Origin of the sequence: Streptomyces paradoxus (assembly GCF_014202475.1) — a bacterium.
GTDB classification, from domain to species: Bacteria; Actinomycetota; Actinomycetes; order Streptomycetales; family Streptomycetaceae; genus Streptomyces; species Streptomyces paradoxus.
Genome location: NZ_JACHGV010000001.1, coordinates 285,963 through 303,370 on the forward strand (window position 1 = coordinate 285,963; position 17,408 = coordinate 303,370).

The 17,408-nt window shown below is 72.2% G+C and carries 18 protein-coding genes and 1 tRNA gene; 8 read left to right on the forward strand and 11 right to left on the reverse strand.

The annotated features are described in order from the left end of the window. Window positions 1–2,157 carry a glycosyltransferase gene (locus tag HNR57_RS01290; RefSeq protein ID WP_184554617.1) on the reverse strand — a complete coding sequence of 719 codons (2,157 nt, stop codon included), beginning with the start codon at window positions 2,155–2,157 and terminating at the stop codon, window positions 1–3. Beyond that, the gene (locus HNR57_RS01295; RefSeq protein ID WP_184554620.1) at window positions 2,154–3,608 is read right to left on the reverse strand and encodes a flippase; all 1,455 of its coding nucleotides are present in this window, start codon (window positions 3,606–3,608) and stop codon (window positions 2,154–2,156) included. Before HNR57_RS01295 ends, HNR57_RS01290 begins: the two co-directional genes overlap by 4 nt. A gap of 759 nt (window positions 3,609–4,367) precedes the next feature. On the opposite strand from HNR57_RS01295, the gene HNR57_RS01300 reads away from it, so the two are divergent. Further along, entirely contained in the window at window positions 4,368–5,096 is a 729-nt protein-coding gene (locus tag HNR57_RS01300; protein WP_184554623.1) for a TetR/AcrR family transcriptional regulator, read from the forward strand. Here HNR57_RS01300 and HNR57_RS01305 read toward each other — a convergent pair. The 3 genes from HNR57_RS01305 to HNR57_RS01315 all read right to left on the reverse strand — a co-directional run bounded on the left by HNR57_RS01305 (window position 5,062) and on the right by HNR57_RS01315 (window position 7,147). Next, on the reverse strand, window positions 5,062–5,886 hold the full coding sequence (locus tag HNR57_RS01305; protein ID WP_184554626.1) for a DUF427 domain-containing protein: 825 nt from the start codon (window positions 5,884–5,886) through the stop codon (window positions 5,062–5,064). The two genes, HNR57_RS01300 and HNR57_RS01305, sit on opposite strands and share 35 nt — an antisense overlap. 55 nt (window positions 5,887–5,941) lie before the next feature. Next, window positions 5,942–6,925, reverse strand: coding sequence for an aldo/keto reductase (locus HNR57_RS01310; RefSeq protein ID WP_184554629.1), 984 nt, complete (start codon window positions 6,923–6,925; stop codon window positions 5,942–5,944). Between the two features lie 148 nt (window positions 6,926–7,073). After that, a tRNA-Pro gene (locus tag HNR57_RS01315) sits at window positions 7,074–7,147 on the reverse strand. A 98-nt stretch (window positions 7,148–7,245) separates the two neighbouring features. Between HNR57_RS01315 and HNR57_RS01320 the strand changes: the two genes are divergently transcribed. Together HNR57_RS01320 and cobF are read left to right on the forward strand one after the other, a co-directional pair. Next, the gene (locus tag HNR57_RS01320) at window positions 7,246–7,785 is read left to right on the forward strand and encodes a DUF309 domain-containing protein (RefSeq protein WP_184554632.1); all 540 of its coding nucleotides are present in this window, start codon (window positions 7,246–7,248) and stop codon (window positions 7,783–7,785) included. 94 nt (window positions 7,786–7,879) lie between these two features. Continuing rightward, on the forward strand, window positions 7,880–8,650 hold the full coding sequence (cobF, locus tag HNR57_RS01325) for a precorrin-6A synthase (deacetylating) (protein WP_184554634.1): 771 nt from the start codon (window positions 7,880–7,882) through the stop codon (window positions 8,648–8,650). 149 nt (window positions 8,651–8,799) lie between these two features. On the opposite strand, the gene HNR57_RS01330 is transcribed toward cobF, so the two are convergent. After that, window positions 8,800–9,540, reverse strand: a complete 741-nt coding sequence (locus tag HNR57_RS01330; RefSeq protein WP_184554637.1) for a cobalt-precorrin-6A reductase — start codon at window positions 9,538–9,540, stop codon at window positions 8,800–8,802. A gap of 86 nt (window positions 9,541–9,626) precedes the next feature. Here HNR57_RS01330 and HNR57_RS01335 point away from each other — a divergent pair, with 86 nt between their 5' ends. Next, window positions 9,627–10,427 (forward strand): HAD-IIA family hydrolase, encoded by an 801-nt coding sequence (locus HNR57_RS01335; protein ID WP_184554640.1) that lies wholly within the window; start codon window positions 9,627–9,629, stop codon window positions 10,425–10,427. On the opposite strand, the gene HNR57_RS01340 is transcribed toward HNR57_RS01335, so the two are convergent. Both HNR57_RS01340 and HNR57_RS01345 read right to left on the reverse strand, forming a co-directional pair. Next, complete coding sequence (locus HNR57_RS01340) at window positions 10,413–11,186, reverse strand: sulfite exporter TauE/SafE family protein (RefSeq protein ID WP_184554643.1); 774 nt, start codon at window positions 11,184–11,186, stop codon at window positions 10,413–10,415. The genes HNR57_RS01335 and HNR57_RS01340 overlap by 15 nt on opposite strands. A gap of 74 nt (window positions 11,187–11,260) precedes the next feature. Continuing rightward, on the reverse strand, window positions 11,261–12,448 hold the full coding sequence (locus HNR57_RS01345) for a thiolase family protein (protein WP_184554646.1): 1,188 nt from the start codon (window positions 12,446–12,448) through the stop codon (window positions 11,261–11,263). A 184-nt stretch (window positions 12,449–12,632) separates the two neighbouring features. Between HNR57_RS01345 and HNR57_RS01350 the strand changes: the two genes are divergently transcribed. The 4 genes from HNR57_RS01350 to HNR57_RS01365 are packed head-to-tail and all read left to right on the forward strand — an operon-like array spanning window position 12,633 to window position 14,418. Further along, window positions 12,633–12,890 (forward strand): WhiB family transcriptional regulator, encoded by a 258-nt coding sequence (locus HNR57_RS01350; RefSeq protein WP_184554649.1) that lies wholly within the window; start codon window positions 12,633–12,635, stop codon window positions 12,888–12,890. Further along, complete coding sequence (locus HNR57_RS01355) at window positions 12,887–13,363, forward strand: Dps family protein (protein ID WP_184554652.1); 477 nt, start codon at window positions 12,887–12,889, stop codon at window positions 13,361–13,363. The genes HNR57_RS01350 and HNR57_RS01355 overlap by 4 nt, the downstream gene beginning before the upstream one ends. A 58-nt stretch (window positions 13,364–13,421) precedes the next feature. Further along, a complete protein-coding gene (locus tag HNR57_RS01360; RefSeq protein WP_184554655.1) occupies window positions 13,422–13,766 on the forward strand; it encodes a DUF3140 domain-containing protein in 345 nt (114 codons plus the stop codon). A gap of 4 nt (window positions 13,767–13,770) precedes the next feature. Next, complete coding sequence (locus HNR57_RS01365; protein ID WP_184554658.1) at window positions 13,771–14,418, forward strand: HhH-GDP family DNA glycosylase; 648 nt, start codon at window positions 13,771–13,773, stop codon at window positions 14,416–14,418. A gap of 36 nt (window positions 14,419–14,454) precedes the next feature. On the opposite strand, the gene HNR57_RS01370 is transcribed toward HNR57_RS01365, so the two are convergent. Genes HNR57_RS01370 through HNR57_RS01380 form a run of 3 tightly spaced genes read right to left on the reverse strand, consistent with a single transcriptional unit; the run spans window position 14,455 to window position 17,380 of the window. Next, complete coding sequence (locus HNR57_RS01370; protein WP_184554661.1) at window positions 14,455–15,144, reverse strand: SDR family oxidoreductase; 690 nt, start codon at window positions 15,142–15,144, stop codon at window positions 14,455–14,457. Continuing rightward, a complete protein-coding gene (locus HNR57_RS01375; RefSeq protein WP_184554664.1) occupies window positions 15,141–16,022 on the reverse strand; it encodes a cupin domain-containing protein in 882 nt (293 codons plus the stop codon). Before HNR57_RS01375 ends, HNR57_RS01370 begins: the two co-directional genes overlap by 4 nt. After that, entirely contained in the window at window positions 16,019–17,380 is a 1,362-nt protein-coding gene (locus HNR57_RS01380) for an amidohydrolase family protein (protein ID WP_184554666.1), read from the reverse strand. Before HNR57_RS01380 ends, HNR57_RS01375 begins: the two co-directional genes overlap by 4 nt. Window positions 17,381–17,408 lie beyond the last annotated feature (28 nt).

Consider the following 17,408-nt stretch of genomic DNA (forward strand, 5'->3'; position numbering starts at 1 on the left):
TCATGAGGGCCCGCCTGTGCCCGGGGCGGCACCCCGTGCCCGTACGGACCTCATCCGGCCCACCAGACCGTGTGCCGCACCGGCGGCCTTGGACAGATCGCGTACGACAGCGACCAGGGGGACGGCCGGCAAGGCAGCCCAGCGCCGCTCGCGCACGGCCCTGGTCAGCGGCAGCGAGAGGTAGCCGATGAACGCGGCGGCGGTGACCCGCCGCGCGGTCGAGCCTCGCAGGCCCGCGGCCAGGGCGGCGGTGTACGCAACGGCCCTCGCGGTGTCGCGGCCCAGCAGGAGGGGATGCGCCGACCATCCACTGCCCTCGCCGTAATGGAAGTACATCGCCGCCGTCTGACGGAGTGTCGGCCGCTGCTCCCAGCCCACCTCGGCGGAGGTGACCAGTGCCGCACGATGTCCGGCCGCCACCACGGCCCGGCCGAAGAGCACGTCCTCGGCGGTTCTGAGGTGTTCCGGGAATCCACCGGCGTCCTCCCATGCCGCACGGGTGAAGGCCACAGAGCGGCCGGTGGGCAGGGTGGCGTCGAATTCCCGGCCGAGGTACCGGCAGTACAGACGGGTCCACGGCCCGGGGTGCCGGGCTTCTTCGGGGTCCGGGTAGCCGACCAGGGCCAGTGCCTGGGCAACCGGTCCCCGACCGCGCACGCGGTAGACACCGGTCAGCAGGCTCGCGCTCTCGGCTTCTCCCGCCGCCGCACGCAGCCGGGCCAGCCAGTCCGAGGCGGGATAACAGCCCGCATCGGTGCAGGCGATCAGCGAGTTGCGGGCCGCCCGGATTCCTGCGTTACGACCTGCCGAGATACCGGTGCCCGGGGCGCGCAGCAGGCGCACGCGTGGGTCGCGTGAGGCCCAGGTCTCGACTCGCCGCGCGGTGTCATCGGTCGAGCCACCGTCGACGACGATGATTTCGTCCCCGTCCACGGTCAGTTGGGGCACCAGGAGTTGCAGGAGCTGATCGATCACCCCTGCCTCGTTCTTCACGGTCGTGACCACGCTGACCGCAGCGGTGCCGTCCAGTCCTGTGCCGGTCAGTCTGGCGGTCTCGGCCAGGGTCCGCACCAGCAGCGCGGCGCTCTGCTCCGGACCCGGATGGGCGACGGCGCTTCGGCGGCCGGCGGACCCCATCGCGGCGCGGATGCCCGGATCCTCCAGCCGCCGCAACGCCTCCGCGACCTGATCCGCCCTCGCGGGTTCGACGGTGATCCCGGCCGGGTCGGCCCCCGGCGGTGCCACCCGCTCCGAGACGGGACCGGGCGCAGTGGCGATCACCGGAACGCCGGCGAGCATCGCCTCCAACGCCACGGCACCGAAGCTCTCCTGCGATGGCCCGCTCCCGGCCCACTTCGTCAGTACGGCGACCGCGTCGGCAGCCGGGATGAACTGCCATGCCTCCTGGAGCCAGCCGGTGAAGTCCACCCGGTCGGCGACGTCGAGGGTGGCCGCCAGCCTGGCAAGTCGCTCGCGCTCTTCCGGCTCGGCAGGATCCTCGGGGCCCACCACGGCCAGTCGCCATCGCGATGTGCCGGGCTGCGCGAGTGCCGTGATGGCGTCATCCACGCCCTTGTATCCGACAAGGCGCGCCACGGTGAGCAGCAGCAGTTCGTCCTGGCCTAGCCGTACCCCTCTGCGATGCAGCTCTTGGCGAGCGGTCTCGCGGGGCAGTGCGGCACGACCGGGCGCGGGGAAGGGCACCAGCACGGCGGCGGGGTGCCGGGAGGCGGGGACCAGTTCGGCTCCGGTCGCCACGCAGCCGTCGGAGAGAAGGGCCAGCAGTGTCATCAGTGGGCCGTCGTGGGTGTGGTCGTGCTTGGCCCAGACGCATCGCACCCCTGCGAGCCAAGCCGCAGGGGCGGCCACGGTCGCGGCCTTGACCCCGTTCGCCAGGACCACGTCGGGCCGGTCGGCGCGCAGCCGGCGCATCAGCCAGGCCGCCGCACCGGCGATCGACGTCCCGGATCTGCCCGTAGGACGCACGGTGCAGGGCACACCCCGCCGGGCGAACTCGTCGCGCAGCGGTCCGTCTGCCAGCAGCACGGCGTCCACCGCGAGCCGGTCCGTGGCGTCCAGCAGGGAGAGCAACCAGAGTTCGGCACCGCCGACGACTCCGTGGGGCGCCACCACACTGACACGCAGGGGACGAGTCATGTGCTTTTCCTCCGCTTGACCATGTCGCGAAGAACCCGGACCTGCTCCGGATCGATGCGACGTGCGATGACCGCCCAGCAGGGCACGTAGACCACTGCGGCGGTGAGCAGAGCCGGTGCGAGCGGCCAGGGGGCCAGCAGGGGTCCGACGGCGGCGCCGGACGCCACGACGGCGGGCAGGACGGTTCGGCTAAGACGGGGTCGTCCCACTCTGGTGTGCCCGAGGAGTATCAGCACGACGGCCTCGACCGCGTACGAGAACGACGTCACGAACGCAGCCGCGGTCGCACCGTAGCGAGGGATGAGCAGCAGATTCAGCGATACGTTGACCGTCAGGGCGATCACCGCCCCGGTGAGCACGCGCAGGGTTGGGCCGGCCGCGGTCAAGGCGTCGGTCGCCAGGTAGACAAGACCGAACAGCAGCGGTGCCGGCGCCAGCCAGCGCAGCATGTCCGTGCCGGCGTCGGCGAACTGCCCACCATAGAGCAGCAGCAGCACATCGTGTCCCCGGCACAGCAGCACCGTCATGTACGGGATGAACACGGCTGCCAGCACACCGATGCCGCGCTCGGTGTTACGGCGAACGCGGTGTGGCCTGGGATCGGCGGCCATCAACGGGAAGACGGCCCGAGTGACCACCCAGCAGACGAACACAGCCGTCTCGAGCAGACGGTACGCCGCGGCGTAGATGCCGACCGCCCGGTTTCCCACCAGCCAGCCCACGAACAGTGTGTCCAGCCTGAACAGGGCCATCGCTACGACGGCCTGGAGGCCGATCATCCAGGTCCCGCGATTGAGTCGGACGAGTGACGCGACCGATACGGCCCCCCAGTCGGCGCGTACCCCCTGACGTCGGACCAACAGCATGGCCGCGACCGGGCCGACGGCCGTTCCGGCGGCATAGGCGACGGCCAGCCCCAGGAGTCCGGTGTCCAACAGCAAGGCGGTCAAGACCCAGGCCGCGGTCAACAGGCGCTGCAGCAGGTGAACTACCGCGATGGTGTTCTGGCGTTGCATGGCCGCCGCGGCGGATCGGTACCCCTCCGTGTAGGTGTCGAGCACGACGGCGGCGACGACGAGCAACCCCGCCACGGCCGTGCGGGTGTCAGACGGTCGGGACAGTCCCAGCGCCCCACAGATGATCGCGAAGACCAGCACGACCAGGATGGTTCGCATGACCATGAGCTGAGCGAGCAGTGCCTGCAACTGCTTGGGCTCGGCGCTGGCCCGCTGCACCACGATCGTGTCATAGCCCCACAGGGGGACGAGGGTGGCCAGCGCGCCCACTGCGAGCGCGTAGGCGAAGACACCGAAGTCGGCCACACCGAGCAGGCGGGCCGCTCCGATGAAAATGATCACCATGGACAGCTTGCCGATGACCTCGGTGACGCCGAGCACCACAATGGTGCGGGCGGTGCGTACCTTCCTGTCACTCGTGGGTGTGTCTCGCATGGAACGGTGGTCCGGCTGTGCCGTGTCACCCGGCTCGTCATGACGTCCCGATGGCCCGTGGTCGGTCCCGCCGCGAGGAGCGTCACGGCTGGTGACATCGGCGGGTTGCCGACTCTCTCCGGACACCTCGGCGGATGTTCCGGCCGGGTGGGTCTCAGCGGGCTCGACAGGGGCCGACGGTTCTCGCCGCCCGCGACGTGCTTTGAAACGGGAGCACACCGGGCGTCGCAGGGTCTGTGTGGTCACTGCGCGGGCGGCGGGAGCTTCCCCGCCACACGATTCCCGGAGCGTGTGCGCCGAGTACCCAGGCGGGAAGTGGGAGAGAGAGCGGTGACGAACTGTGAGGGACCGCTCTCTGCCTCCGCTGTTCGACGCACCGCCGAAGGGACCGATAGCGCGCGGGCGAGCTCCGGACGTGTGGCCGTGCCTCGCACGGGGGGTGCGCGGCGGGTTCCCGATCCGGTGCAGACGTGGCGACCAACGATCTGGTGGTACGGGTCTGCGCCTTGGAAGGGAGCCACGGCGAGAACTCATGCCCAGGCAGCTCAATGGAAGACACCTTTGCCATACTCCGACAGGGATGATCCTCATCAATCGTCACTCACACCCCTCGGGGGTGCATCTTGTGCGGCGCCCTGCCGGCTTTCGTGTCCGTCCGGCCCCGACGATGCGCGCTCCGGGGCTCTGATCGCTTACGTTTACGTCGTATAGGGATGGCACGCTTTCCACGGACAGGGTCTGTGACGAGGAGGCACCCGAATGGCGAACGGCTCAGGGACTGGCCCGGCTCGACGCGCCAGCGACCGCGGGCGTTACGGCAGGCTCAACCGGGAGCGCGTGCTGAGCGCCGCCCTGGCACTGGTCGACCGCGAGGGCCTCTCCGCCCTGAGCATGCGTCGCCTCGGTGCCGAGCTCAACGTGGAGGCCATGGCGCTCTACCGCTACGCGGCGAGCAAGGACGCCCTTCTCGACGGGCTCGTCGAGGCGCTGTACCTGGAGCTGGAGGAGCAGTTGGCCGCCGACGCCGGCGAGGACGCCGACTGGCGGGCCGGACTGCATCGGTTCGCCCGCGCGACCTACGACGTGTGCCTCGCGCACCCCCAGGCGGTGCCGCTGCTCGCCACGCGTCTGCTGGCGGTTCCACTGGCCCGGCGGCCCGCCGCGGTGCTGCGGGATCACGAGCGGGTGCTCGCGCTGCTGCGGAAGGCCGGATTCGACGAGGCCACCGCCTCCGCCGTGTTCCGCGCCTTCACGGCCTGGCTGCACGGCTATGTGTCCGTGGAGCTGCGCCCCATGGTGGACAACCCGGACGAGACCGACCCGGCCTTCCGCCTCGGACTGCACAGGCTGTCCGCCAAGGAGCTGCCGACGCTGCGGGAGACGGCGGCCGCGCTCGCCGAGCGGGGCGGGCCCGAGGGCCTCGCGGCCGGCCTCGACGCCCTGCTCGACAGGTTCACGAACGGCTCCGCTTCCGCAGCATCCGGCTGAACGGCGTGTCCGGGCGTTCCAGACGCTCGCCGTCCAGCGTGATGTCGACGACCTCGTTGAAGAAGGCGACGCGACCCTGGATCGCCGCCACCGCGGGCAGCGGCTCCGGATAGGTCCACACGAGGTTGGGCGGCACGTCGGCCCCGCCGCGCCAGGACCAGTACGAGGCGGTGCCCTTGTACGGGCATCCGGTGTGGTGGTCGGTGGTGTCGAACAGATCGAGGCGGACGTCCTCGCGGGGGAGGTAGTACCGGGTGGGCAGGGAGGTCTCGAAGAGCAGGACGGGGTCGTGGCTGTCCGCGACGACCTGCCCGTCGATCTCGACCCGCACGTGCCGGCTGCTGGACAGCGCGTCGACGCGCTTGTGCGGGTCGCGGGGGTGGATGAAGATCTCCTCGTCCTCCTCGTACCAGTGGTCTAGGCCCGTGTCGGTGCGCAGGAACCACTCGAAGGCGATGTGGCCGGCCAGGTCGTCGGCGGGGAACGTCCAGGCCGCGTTCCGGCGCACCTCGCCGTCGGCGTCGAGATCGTAGAAGATCCGGGAGCCGGTGTGGGCGCCCGTGGGCGGGCTCTCGGCCGGGCAGAGGAGGTCGGTGCGGACGTCCTCGCGGGGGAAGACGTACTGCGGCACGGGCAGGTGGGGTTCCCAGACGAGGACCGGGTGCCGGCTGTCGACGACGGTGACGTCGCCCTTGCGGCCGCGCACCCAGCGCTCGCTGGGCTCCCACATGAGGCCTTCCGGGGTGGTTCTGATCGAGCGGGCGCCGGGGTGGGCCGGGTGGGTGGTCATGGCCGGTGCTCCTTCGGGAGGTCCGGTTGCCGTTCCCCTCCACGGTCCCACGGTGTCAGTGCGCCGCGTCGAGCCTTGCGCGCTGGTCCGGGGTCAGCTCCAGGTCCACCGCCATCAGGTTCTCCTCCAGCTGTGCGACCGAGGAGACCCCGGCCAGCGGCAGGACGGGCAGTTCGCCGCCGATCTGCCAGGCGAGCACGACCTGGTTGACGGTCGCGCCGGTCTCCCGCGCCACCTCGCTCAGGGCCGCCAGCCGGGCCGGGGTGCCGGGGTGGTCGAAGTCGGCGGGCAGCCGCTCCGGGCGGGTGTAGGCGCCCCTCAGCAGCGGCGAGTACGCGACCAGGGTCAGGCCCGGCTCGGCCCTCAGGTAGCCGAGCAGGTCGGGGCCGGCGTGGCCGAGGCTGCCGTCCGGGAACAAGGCGTCGGGGACGTCGGTGCGGGGGCGCAGGTGGGTGTGGGCGTACTGGAGGACCTCGTAGCCGGGCAGTCCGGCTGCGGCGGCGACGGCCCGGGCCCGCTCCACGCGCCAGACGGCGTGGTTGCTCACGCCGAGCAGTCCGGCGGTGCCGTCGGCGACCAGGGCGGCGAAGGCCTCGACGGTCTCCTGGAGCGGGACGGTGTGGTCCTCTATGTGCGCGTACAGCAGGTCCAGCTTCTCCAGGCCGAGCCGTTCGCGGCTGCGCTCGGCAGACTCGCGGATCACCTTCGCGGACAGGCCCTCGGGGTTGTCGGTATAGCTGGTGCCGGGCGCAAGGGGGCGGGCGCCCAGCTTGGTCGCGACGACGATCTCGTCGCCGATGCCGCGGCTGCGCCGCCAGCGGCCGAGGAGTTCCTCGCTCTGGCCGCCCTGGCCGCCGTCGGCCCAGAACGCGTAGTTGTCGGACGTGTCGATGAAGTTCCCGCCGGCTTCGACGTAGCGGTCGAGCAGGGCGAAGGACGTCGCCTCGTCCGTCACCGAGCCGAACAGCATCGCGCCGAGCGCGAGGACACTCACCTCGCGGCGGGTCGTGGGGTTCGTGCCGATCGTGCGGTACTTCACGGGCGTCGCTCCCTCCGGCGGCCCCGGAGGTCGGGGCACGCTGGGGAGTCTTCAGCTTGGAGTGCTCTTGAGGTCAAGGGCGTGAGCACAACCCGTACGCACAACGGAAAGGCCCCGCAGGCATCGGCCTGCGGGACCTCTCGCACCGTCGGGACGACAGGATTTGAACCTGCGACCCCTTGACCCCCAGTCAAGTGCGCTACCAAGCTGCGCCACGTCCCGGTGCGCGCCACCCGCGGTGAGCCGCGTGATCGCGCGAGCAGCACTTTACCCCACACCCCTGGCCGCGCCGAAAGCGGGCCGCGCGGGACAATCGGCGTATGGGCAGCACAGGAGAGACCTACCCGGACCGGCCGGGCGACGCACGGGACCGCGACAGTGAGGGGCGGGCGCGCAATGCCCGCCCCAGGGACGGTCTCGGGCGGCCCCTGCCGTACGGCGCGGACGGTGTGCCCCGGCAGCCCGAGGGCGTCGTCCGCACCCCCAAGGAGACCGTCACGGAAGCGCAGCGGCTGCTGGACGAGGGCAAGCCGTTCCATGCGCACGAGGTGTTCGAGGACGCGTGGAAGTCGGGGCCCGACCGGGAGCGCGAGCTGTGGCGCGGGCTCGCCCAGCTCGCCGTGGGGCTCACCCACGCCGCCCGGGGGAACCTGACCGGCGGGGCCCGGCTCTTGCGGCGCGGGGCGGGAGCGGCCGAGGCCTGGGTGTCCGGGGCCGGGCAGGCCCTGCCGCACGGAATCGACGTCGGGAGCGTGGCCGCGTGGGCGCGGGAACTGGCCGCGGACGTGGAACGAACCGGCCGGCCGGTGGACGCGGGGGCCCGGGCGCCCCGGCTGCGGGGTCCGGAGGCCGGGCGCTGAGCTGCGGCGACGGACGCTCGCCCGGCCCACTGACGGGGGCGACGAGCCGACCCTCGGTGTACCCGTCCGGATCTCCGTGCGGCAGACTCGGGCCGTGCGAAAGATTCATGTCATCGGTATCGGTGCGGGCGACCCCGACCAGCTCACCCTCCAGGCGGTCAGGGCGCTGCGGAGCACGGACGTGTTCTTCATCCTGGAGAAGGGCGAGGTGAAGGCGGATCTCACCGGGCTGCGCCGGGACATGCTCGACGCGCACGTGCCCGAGGGGACGTACCGCGTCGTCGAGGCGCGCGACCCCGAGCGGGACCGCAGCGCCGGCGGTACGGCTTACTCCCCCGCCGTCGGGGACTGGCGCAGCGCCCGGGCCGACATCTACGAGCGGCTCATCGCCGAGGAGCTCGGCGAGGAGCAGACCGGCGCGTTCCTGGTGTGGGGCGACCCGTCGCTGTACGACAGCACGCTGGGGATCCTGGAGGAGGTGCTGGAGCGGGGCGCCGTGACGTTCGAGTACGACGTCGTGCCCGGCATCAGCAGTGTCTCGGCGCTCGTCGCCCGGCACCGCACGGGCCTCAACCGCGTGGCCCGGCCGGTGCAGATCACCACCGGACGGCGGCTGGCGGAGGGCTTCCCGGAGGGCGTGGACGACGTGGTGGTCATGCTCGACGCCCACCAGACCTTCCGGCGGTACGCGCAGGAGGACGTCGACATCTACTGGGGCGCCTACATCGGCACTCCGGACGAGATCCTCGTCTCCGGCCCGATCGCCCAGGCGGCCCCCCGCATCGAGCGGCTGCGGGCCGAGGCCCGTGAGCGCAAGGGCTGGATCATGGACACGTATCTGCTGCGCAGAAACCCCCGCGACTGACGGGACGGGCGGGCACGTCACCGGGCACCCGCGGACAGCGACCTGAGTGTGGCGGTCGACGCGATCGCGAGGCGGCCGCTGGTGGACCTGGGCCATGGGCTGTCGCGCGGCCGGGAGAAGTCCCTCACCACCGGCTCGGTGTGAGCGTCCTACCCGATCCCCAGCCGTTCCAGCACGCCCTGGACATCGGGAACGGCCGTCACTCCGTCCGGCAGCGGCGGCCTCCGTACGACCACGACCGGCAGCCCGAGGTCCCGGGCCGCGGTCAGTTTGGCCGCCGTCGCCGCTCCGCCGCTGTCCTTGGTCACGAGGACGTCGACGCGGTGCTCGCGCAGCAGGGCCGTCTCGCCGGGGACGGTGAACGGGCCGCGGGCGAGCAGTACACGGGTGTTGGGCGGCATCGGCGGCCCGGGGGGATCCACCGACCGCACGACGAAGTGGAGTCGCGTCAGGTGGGCGAAGGAGGCCAGGCCGAGGCGCCCGGTGGTGAGGAGCACCCGGCGGCCGAGCTGCGGAAGCAGGCCGGCTGCCGCGTCCAGTGAGGGGACCGGGTGCCAGTGGTCGCCGGGGCCGGGCCGCCACCCGGGGCGGCGGAGCACCACCGCGGGGACGCCGGTCTCGGCCGCGGCGCGGGCGGCGTTGGCCGTGATCGACTCGGCGAACGGGTGCGTGGCGTCGACGAGCGCGTCCACACCCTGTTCCCGCAGCCACCCGGCCAGCCCCCGGGCCCCGCCGAAGCCCCCGACGCGCACCTCCCCGTCGAGCGCCCCCGGCTTGGCCGTACGTCCCGCGAGGGACGTCGTGACGCGGACACCGGGGCGCCCGGCCAGGGCGGCGGCCAGGGCACGGGCCTCGGCCGTGCCGCCGAGGACCAGAACGTGAGGGGACACGGGGTCGAGCGTACGAGGTCGGGTTCCGCCCGGGGCGGGGCGGGTGGCGACCGGCGATCACCGCTCCCGGTCGTTATCGTCCTGCCATGGAGTCCGTGCGTGCCGTGCTCATCGACATCGACGGGGTGCTCACCGTCTCGTGGCGGCCGTTGCCGGGGGCCGTCGAGGCGTTGCGGGAGGTCCGGGAGGCCGGCTTCGCCGTGCTGCTGGTCACCAACACCACCTCCCGCACCCGGGCGTCGATCGCCGGGACGCTGGCGGAGGCGGGGTTCCCGGTGTCCGCCGGGGACATCCTGACCGCGCCCGCCGCCACCGCCGCGTACCTCGCCGAGCACTGTCCCGGTGCCCGGTGCGCGCTGCTCAACAGCGGCGACATCGTGGAGGACCTCGACGGAGTCACGGTCGTCGAGGAGGGTGACACCGGGACCGTGCCGGATGTCGTCCTGGTCGGCGGGGCCGGTCCCGAGTTCGGGTACACGGCGCTCGACCGGGCCTTCGGGCATCTGCAGCGCGGGGCCCGGCTGGTGGCGATGCACCGCAACCTGTACTGGCGTACGGACGAGGGGCTGCGGCTGGATTCCGGGGCGTTCCTGGCCGGGCTGGAGCGGGCCGCCCGGGTGGAGGCCGAGATCACCGGCAAGCCGTCACGCGCGTTCTTCGCGTCGGCACTCGCCCGGCTGGGCGTCGGAGCGCAAGAGGCGGTGATGGTCGGGGACGACGTCGAGTCCGACGTGCTGGCGGCACAGCGGGCCGGGGTCACCGGGGTGCTCGTGCGGACCGGGAAGTTCCAGCCGGAGACCCTGCGGGACGCCGACGGCACGCCCGACCACGTGATCGACTCCTTCGCGGACCTTCCGGCGCTGCTGCGGGAGTCAGCGCAGCAGTAGTTGCAGACCGCCCACGACGGTCGCCGCGATGACGAGCTGTTCGAACAGCCGCTGGTTGATCCGGTGCACGGCCCACTTGCCCAGCAGCGCGCCGGGCACCACGAACGCCACGAGCGCCAGGTCCAGGAGCAGGGAGCGGCCGTCGATCAGTCCGAGTCCCGCGCTGAAGGGCAGCTTGGAGACGTTGACGATCAGGAAGAAGAAGGCCGAGGTGCCGAGGAAGCCGAGCTTGCGGAAGCCCGCGGAGAGCAGGTACATCGACATCACGGGGCCGCCCGCGTTGGCGACCATGGTGGTGAAGCCGCCGAGGACACCGTAGGAGCGGGCCTTGATCCGGCCCGAGCGCGTGGTGACCGACTCCGGGTCCTCCTCCTTCTCGGCCGTGCGCCGGCGCCACACCGTCACGGCCGCCATCAGCAGCAGGATCGCGCCGATCGAGGTCCGTACGACCGCGTCGTCCGCCCAGACCAGGAACACCGTGCCGACGACGACACCCGCGGCGACCGCCGGGAACAGCCGCCACAGCGTGGGCCAGTGGGCGTGGCGCCGGTAGGTGGCGACGGCCAGGAGGTCTCCGGCGATCAGGACGGGCAGCAGCACGCCGGTGGAGGCGCGGGCGGGCAGCACCGCCGCGAAGACGGCGAGGCTGACCGTGTTGGCCCCGCTCACGGCGGTCTTCGAGAAGCCGACGAGCAGGGCCGCGAAGGCGAGGGCGGCGAACTCCCAGCCGGTGATGTGCCAGAGCGTCATGGTGTTCATGCGAACACTGATGCTATGTGCAACGAACCGGTGCCCGTAAGCGCTGTCTCGCCTGGTGGGCCGGGCCGGGGCCGCTAGGACCGTTCGACGAGGACCGCGCTGCCCTGTCCCACGCCGACGCACATCGTGGCGAGGCCCCGTCCCGCCCCAGTGCGCCGCATCCGGTGGAGCAGCGTCGTGAGGATGCGGGCGCCGGAGCAGCCCAGGGGGTGGCCCAGCGCGATGGCGCCGCCGCTGGGGTTGACGAGGTCGGGGTCGATGCCGAGCTGGTCGACACAGGCCAGGGCCTGGGCGGCGAAGGCCTCGTTGAACTCGGCCTCCTCCAGGTCGCCGACGCTCCACCCGGCGCGGGTGAGCACCTTGCGGGTGGCGGGGACGGGGCCGATGCCCATGATGTCGGGGTGGACACCGGCGGAGGCGCCGGCGACGTAGCGGCCCAGCGACTCCAGGCCCAGGTCGTTCAGGGCCTCCTCGCTGACGAGGAGGAGGCCGGCGGCGCCGTCGTTCATCGGTGAGGCGTTGCCCGCGGTGACCGTGCCGCCGTCCCGGAAGACGGGCTTCAGCCGGGCCAGCTTCTCGTACGAGGTGTCCTCGCGCACGCACTCGTCGGTGTCGACGACCACGCCGTCGGGGCGCTCCACCGGGAGGAGCTCGTCGTCGAAGTGGCCGTTCTTGCGGGCCAGGGCGGCGCGCTGGTGGCTGCGCAGGGCGAAGTCGTCCTGGCGTTCGCGCGGGATGCCGTACCGCGCGGCGACTTCCTCGGCGGTCTCGCCCATGGCCAGCAGGCCGTGCAGGTCGCGCATCGCCGGGTTGACCAGGCGCCAGCCGAGGCGGGTGTCGGCGGTCTCCATGCGGTGCGGCAGGGCGTCGTCGGGACGGGGCAGGACGAAGGGGGCGCGGCTCATCGACTCGGAGCCGCCCGCGATCACGACGTCCGCCTCGCCGGCGGCGATGGTGCGGGCTGCCGTGGTCACGGCCTCCAGGCCCGAGGCGCAGAGGCGGTTGACGGTGGCGCCGGGCACGGATTCGGGGAGCCCGGCGAGCAGCGCGGCCATACGGGCGACGTTGCGGTTGTCCTCGCCTGCCTGGTTGGCTGCGCCCCAGTAGACGTCGTCGATCCGGGCGGGGTCCAGCGCGGGCACGCCGGTGACCAGGGCCCGGACGACGGCGGCGGCGAGATCGTCGGGCCGGATCGCCGAGAGGGATCCGCGCAGCTTGCCGATGGGGGTGCGGCGGGCGGCCGCGAAGTGGACGGGACGCACGAGAGGCTCCTCACGCCGCGCATCAACGCGCATTAATTAGCACTGCTAGTTTCGGACTATAGCCCCTTGACCCGCCGCCTGTGAAGATTCTGCGCCTTCCGAGGTTCCCGACAGGCCATTTCGCAGGCAGGACGATCCCCGCACCACGCGTTTGCACCAGTGTGCCCAGGGCACCCGCGCGTTCATGGAGTGGTTGCGGAGCGCCGCCTGCGTGGACGAGGACCCCGAGCTGTTCTTTCCCGTGGGCACCGCCGGCCCCGCCCTGCGGGACGTGAGCGCCGCCAAGCGGGTCTGCGCACGCTGCCCGGTGACCGACCAGTGCCTGAGTTTCGCGCTGAGCAGCGGTCAGGCCGCGGGCGTGTGGGGCGGCACCGGCGAGGAGGAGCGCGACGCACTGCTCCGGACGACCAGGAACGACGCGAGAAGGAGAAGTGCCCTATGACGGCTGTGAGGAGCACACTGCCCGACGACGCCCGCAAGGTCTCCTGTGAAGCCCTCCAGGACACCCTGGTGGATCTGCTCGGGCTCTCGCTGGTCGGTAAGCAGGCGCACTGGAACGTCGTCGGCCCCCGGTTCCGGTCCATCCACCTCCAGCTCGACGAGGTGGTCACGACGGCACGGGACTTCGCCGACACCGTCGCGGAGCGGTCCGCGGCGCTGGGCGTTCCGCCGGACGGCCGGCCCGAGACCGTCGCCAAGGCCTTCACGCTGCCCGCCCCGAAGGAGGGCTGGGTGCGCGACTCGGACGCCGTGCAGGTGATGGTGGAGGCGCTGCAGGACGCGGTCGGCCGGCTGCGCCGGCGCATCGACGCGACCGAGAAGGCGGACCCGGTGACCCAGGACCTGCTGATCGGCATCACCGCGGAGCTGGAGAAGCAGCGCTGGATGTTCGACGCCGAGAACTTCCCCCGCTGACCTGCTGACCCGCGGCAACGGCACGGAGTATCCGACGTACGCACGGAAGGGGCAGGCGATGACCGACGCCCTCGAACTCGACGCGCTGTGGGAGGACTTCCACCGCGTGGTGAACATGACCTCGCAGGAACTCGCGGCCTGGCTGCGGGTCCGCGACGCCGACGAGGCCACCGAGCCGCTGCCGGACCAGGCGGGCTCGGCCACCGGGCAGCACGTTCTGGCGATCCTCCAGAAGCGGCGCACCGACCTGACCGAGGACGACCTGCGCGTGATGCGGAAGGTCGTGGACACGGTCACCAGCCAGGTGGACCTGGAGAACGCGCCCGAGCCGGAGGTGACGGCCGAGGACACCCGGCGCCGGCGCCGGCTGATGACGGTCGGCCACGACACGCTGAAGGGGTAGGCACGTGGGCCGCCCGGAGCGCGTCGTACGGGAACTCGTCGGCGCGCACGGCCGGACGTACGCCGAGGAGGCGGGCATCGGGCTGAAGGACGCCCCGCAGCCGCTGTACCGGCTGCTGGTGCTGTCCCACCTGCTCAGTGCCCGTATCCGCGGCTCGATCGCGCTGGCCACCGCCCGTGCCCTGCACGAGGCGGGGCTGCGCGATCCGCGGCGTATGGCGCGGGCCTCCTGGCAGGAACGGGTCGACGCCCTGGGCCGGGGCGGCTACCGGCGCTACGACGAGCGCACGGCCACCCAGCTCGGCGACGCCGCCGAGCTGCTGAACGAGCGGTGGGGCGGCGATCTGCGGCGGCTGCGCCGGGAGGCGGACGGCAAGGCCGCCGAACTGCGCCGCCTCCTCCAGGAGTTCCCCGGCCTCGGGCCTGCAGGTGCCGACATCTTCCTGCGCGAGGTGCAGGGCCTGTGGCCGGAGGCGGCTCCCTACGTGGACGCCAAGGCCCTCCAGGGAGCCGAGCGGCTGGACCTGCCCAAGGACCCGGAGCGCCTCACCGAACTGGCCGGTGACACCGACCCGGCCGTCCTCGCCGCCGCGCTGGTGCGGGCGGCGGTGGACAAGGAGGTCGCACAGGACACGCTGCGGCGTGCCGGGTGACCGGCAGCTCCGCCGTCACCTACGTCCCGAGGCCGTTCATCCGAGCAACCAGCCCCCGTCCACCGTCAGTTCGACGGCGTTGACCGACCGGTTGCGCAGCAGGAAGTCCACCGCGTCCACCACGTCCGCCATGGCGGCGAGCCGTCCGGTGGGGGTCTCGGTGCGCAGCGTGGCGAGCACCTTCTCCGGTTTGGCCTGCCAGTAGGGGCTGTCGCCCACGATGCCGGGATGCACGGTGTTGACCCGGACCGGCGCGAGTTCGACGGCCAGGGAGTTCATCAGGCCCCGCACCCCCGCGTTGACCGTCGCCACCGTCGTCGCGCCCGGGTAGGGGCGTTCCTTGGCCTGGCCGCCGAACAGCACGATGGCGCTGTCGTCGTGCAGCCGGCTGCGCAGCGTGTGCACCACCTCCGTGTAGCCGACCAGCTTCAGGGTGACCAGGCGCAGGGCGGCGTCGATGTCGTAGTCGGTCACCTTGTTGTCGTCCCGGGTGACGCCCGCGATCACCAGATGGTCGACGCGCCCCATTCCGGCCAGGGCCGCCGCGATCTCCAGCGGCCGGGCCAGGTCCAGGGCGAGTCCGCGGGCGCCGACCTCCTTGGCGACCGCTTCGGCCCGCTGGGTCTCGCGGCTGGTGAGGACGACGTCGTCTCCGTTCCCCGCCCGCGACCGGGCGAACTCCAGCCCGATCCCGGACGTGCCGCCGACGACGAGCACACTGCTCATGATTTCTCCTCCAGTGCCGCGCGCAGATAGTCCCAGTCCCGCGTGAACCGGTACGAGTGCCGTGACGGCGGTTGCGGCGCCTGTGTCTCCAGCCAGCGCAGCGGCCCCTGCCCCGCGTTGCCGAAACCGTGCACACACCCGGCGCCCGCCCAGGCCAGATCGCCGGGCTCCAGCCGGTACCGCTCGCCGTCCAGGGTGGCCTCGGCGACGCCCTCGAGGATCAGATAGGTCTCCTCGAAGGGATGGTCGTGGGTTCCGATGACCCCGTCGGACGCGTACTGCACCATGAACATGGTCGAGGCGACCGCGCCCAGATCGCCGTCGATCATCATCTTCACCGTGATCCCGCTGTAGACCAGCAGCGCGGTCCGCATGCTCGCCGTCGCGGCCAGCAGGTCCTGGGACTGCTTGCCGGGATCCATCTGGCCGGGCTCGAAGTGGCCGAAGAGGCGGGTGCGCGGGTCGCGGACATCGACCCGGGCCGGCTCGCGCGCGGGCAGGTCCGGGACGGCCTGGGTGTCGTGTCCGTAGCGGGCGCGCGGCACCGGGGCCAGCATGTCGGCCCAGCGGCCCCCGGTGTCCCCGGCCCCGCGCCAGGCGTGCGGAACGCCGGTCGGCAGCAGGCCGTAGTCGCCCGCCTCCAGCAGGTACGAGCCATCGGGCAGGTCGAGGATCACGGCTCCGTCGAGGAGGTGGAAGGTCTCCTCGTACGAGTGCACGTGGGCGGGCACCCGGCCGTCCGGGAGCAGTTCGCACACGCCGAAGCCGGTGTGGACGCTGCCGTCCTCCTCGCCGACCAGCGTCCGGCGCCGGTGACCGTGGCCGTCATAGGGCGGCTCGGGCAGGCCGGCGGCGTGACGCACCAGGTGATTCGTCATGCCGGTGCCTTCGCCCCCTTGGCCTCCTTCGCCGCCAGGAGCCGGTCGCGGGACTCGCCGACGAGCCGCAGGGCGCGGGCGGTGTCACCGAGGAGCCGGCCGTCGCGCTTGTGGATCACGCCGTCGACGAGGACGGTGTCCACGTTGGAGACGTCGGCGCACAGCGTCACCGCGGCCGCCGCGTCGTGCACGGGGGCGACGTTCGGGGCGGTGGCGTCGATCGCGACGATGTCGGCGCGCTTGCCGGGGGTCAGGGAGCCGGTGCGGTCCTCGAGGCCGGCGACGTGGGCGCCGTTCACGGTGGCGATCTCCAGCATCTGACGTGCCGTCAGCATGGTGCTGGGCACGGGCATGTTGGCCTGCCAGCAGTCGGCGTTGACGCGTGCGCGTTCGGCGCCGAAGGCCGCGCGGATCTGGGTGAACATGTCGCCGGGCACGGTGGTGACGACGTCGATGCTGAGCGAGGGCCGCAGCCCGTGCTCGATGGCCTGCATCACGGGCGGCCAGCCGTGCCCCATCTGGAGCTCCACCTGCGGCGCGACCGACACCGTGCCGCCGCTGTCGGCGACCATCCGCCACTCCTCCTCGCTGAGGTAGCAGCAGTGGACGTAGGTGGTGTCCGGGCCGAGCAGCCCCAGGCCGTGCAGCTGCCTGACCATGCCGAAGCGGCCGGCGAGGCGCCCCATGGCCACGTGCACGGTGATGGGCAGGCCTAGTTCGCGCGCCATGGCCCACTCGGCGGTGACGACCTCGTCGACGCAGAAGCCGGGGCCGCGGGTGGCGAGGCCCATGGTGAGCAGGCCGTCGTCGGACGCGAAGTGCGTCGACCGGATCCGCCGTACGTCGTCCGCCGGGATCGTGATCCTGCTCTCGAACCAGTAGTCGGCGAGGGAGGTGTTGGCGCTGCCGTACGCGTACCGCGCCCGGATGCCGGAGTCCTTCAGGCCCTGGACCGCGGCGTCCGGGTGCTCGGGGGTGTTGTTGATGTGCGACCAGTCGACGAGCGTGGTGATGCCGGCGTTGAGGCACTCCAGGGCGCCCGCGAGGTTGCCGGCGTACACGTCCTCGGGGGTGTACAGCGGTGCAAAGGTGTCGAGGATGTCGACGAAGTAGTCGTCGAGGGTGGCGTCGGGGGCGACGCCCCGGATGGGGGCCTCCCAGGTGTGGCGGTGGGTGTCGACGAAGCCGGGGATCACGATGTGGCCGGTCATGTCGAGGACCTCGGCGTCGGCGCTGATCTCGGGCTCGACGGCCGCGATCCTGCCGTCCTCGACGAGGACGTCCCCCTGGGGAAGGTCCCCGATGTCCGGGTCCATCGAGATCACGTGACCGGAGCGAAGCAGTGTCCTGGTGGTCATCGCGCTTCCTCCCATGGGGTGTTCGGTG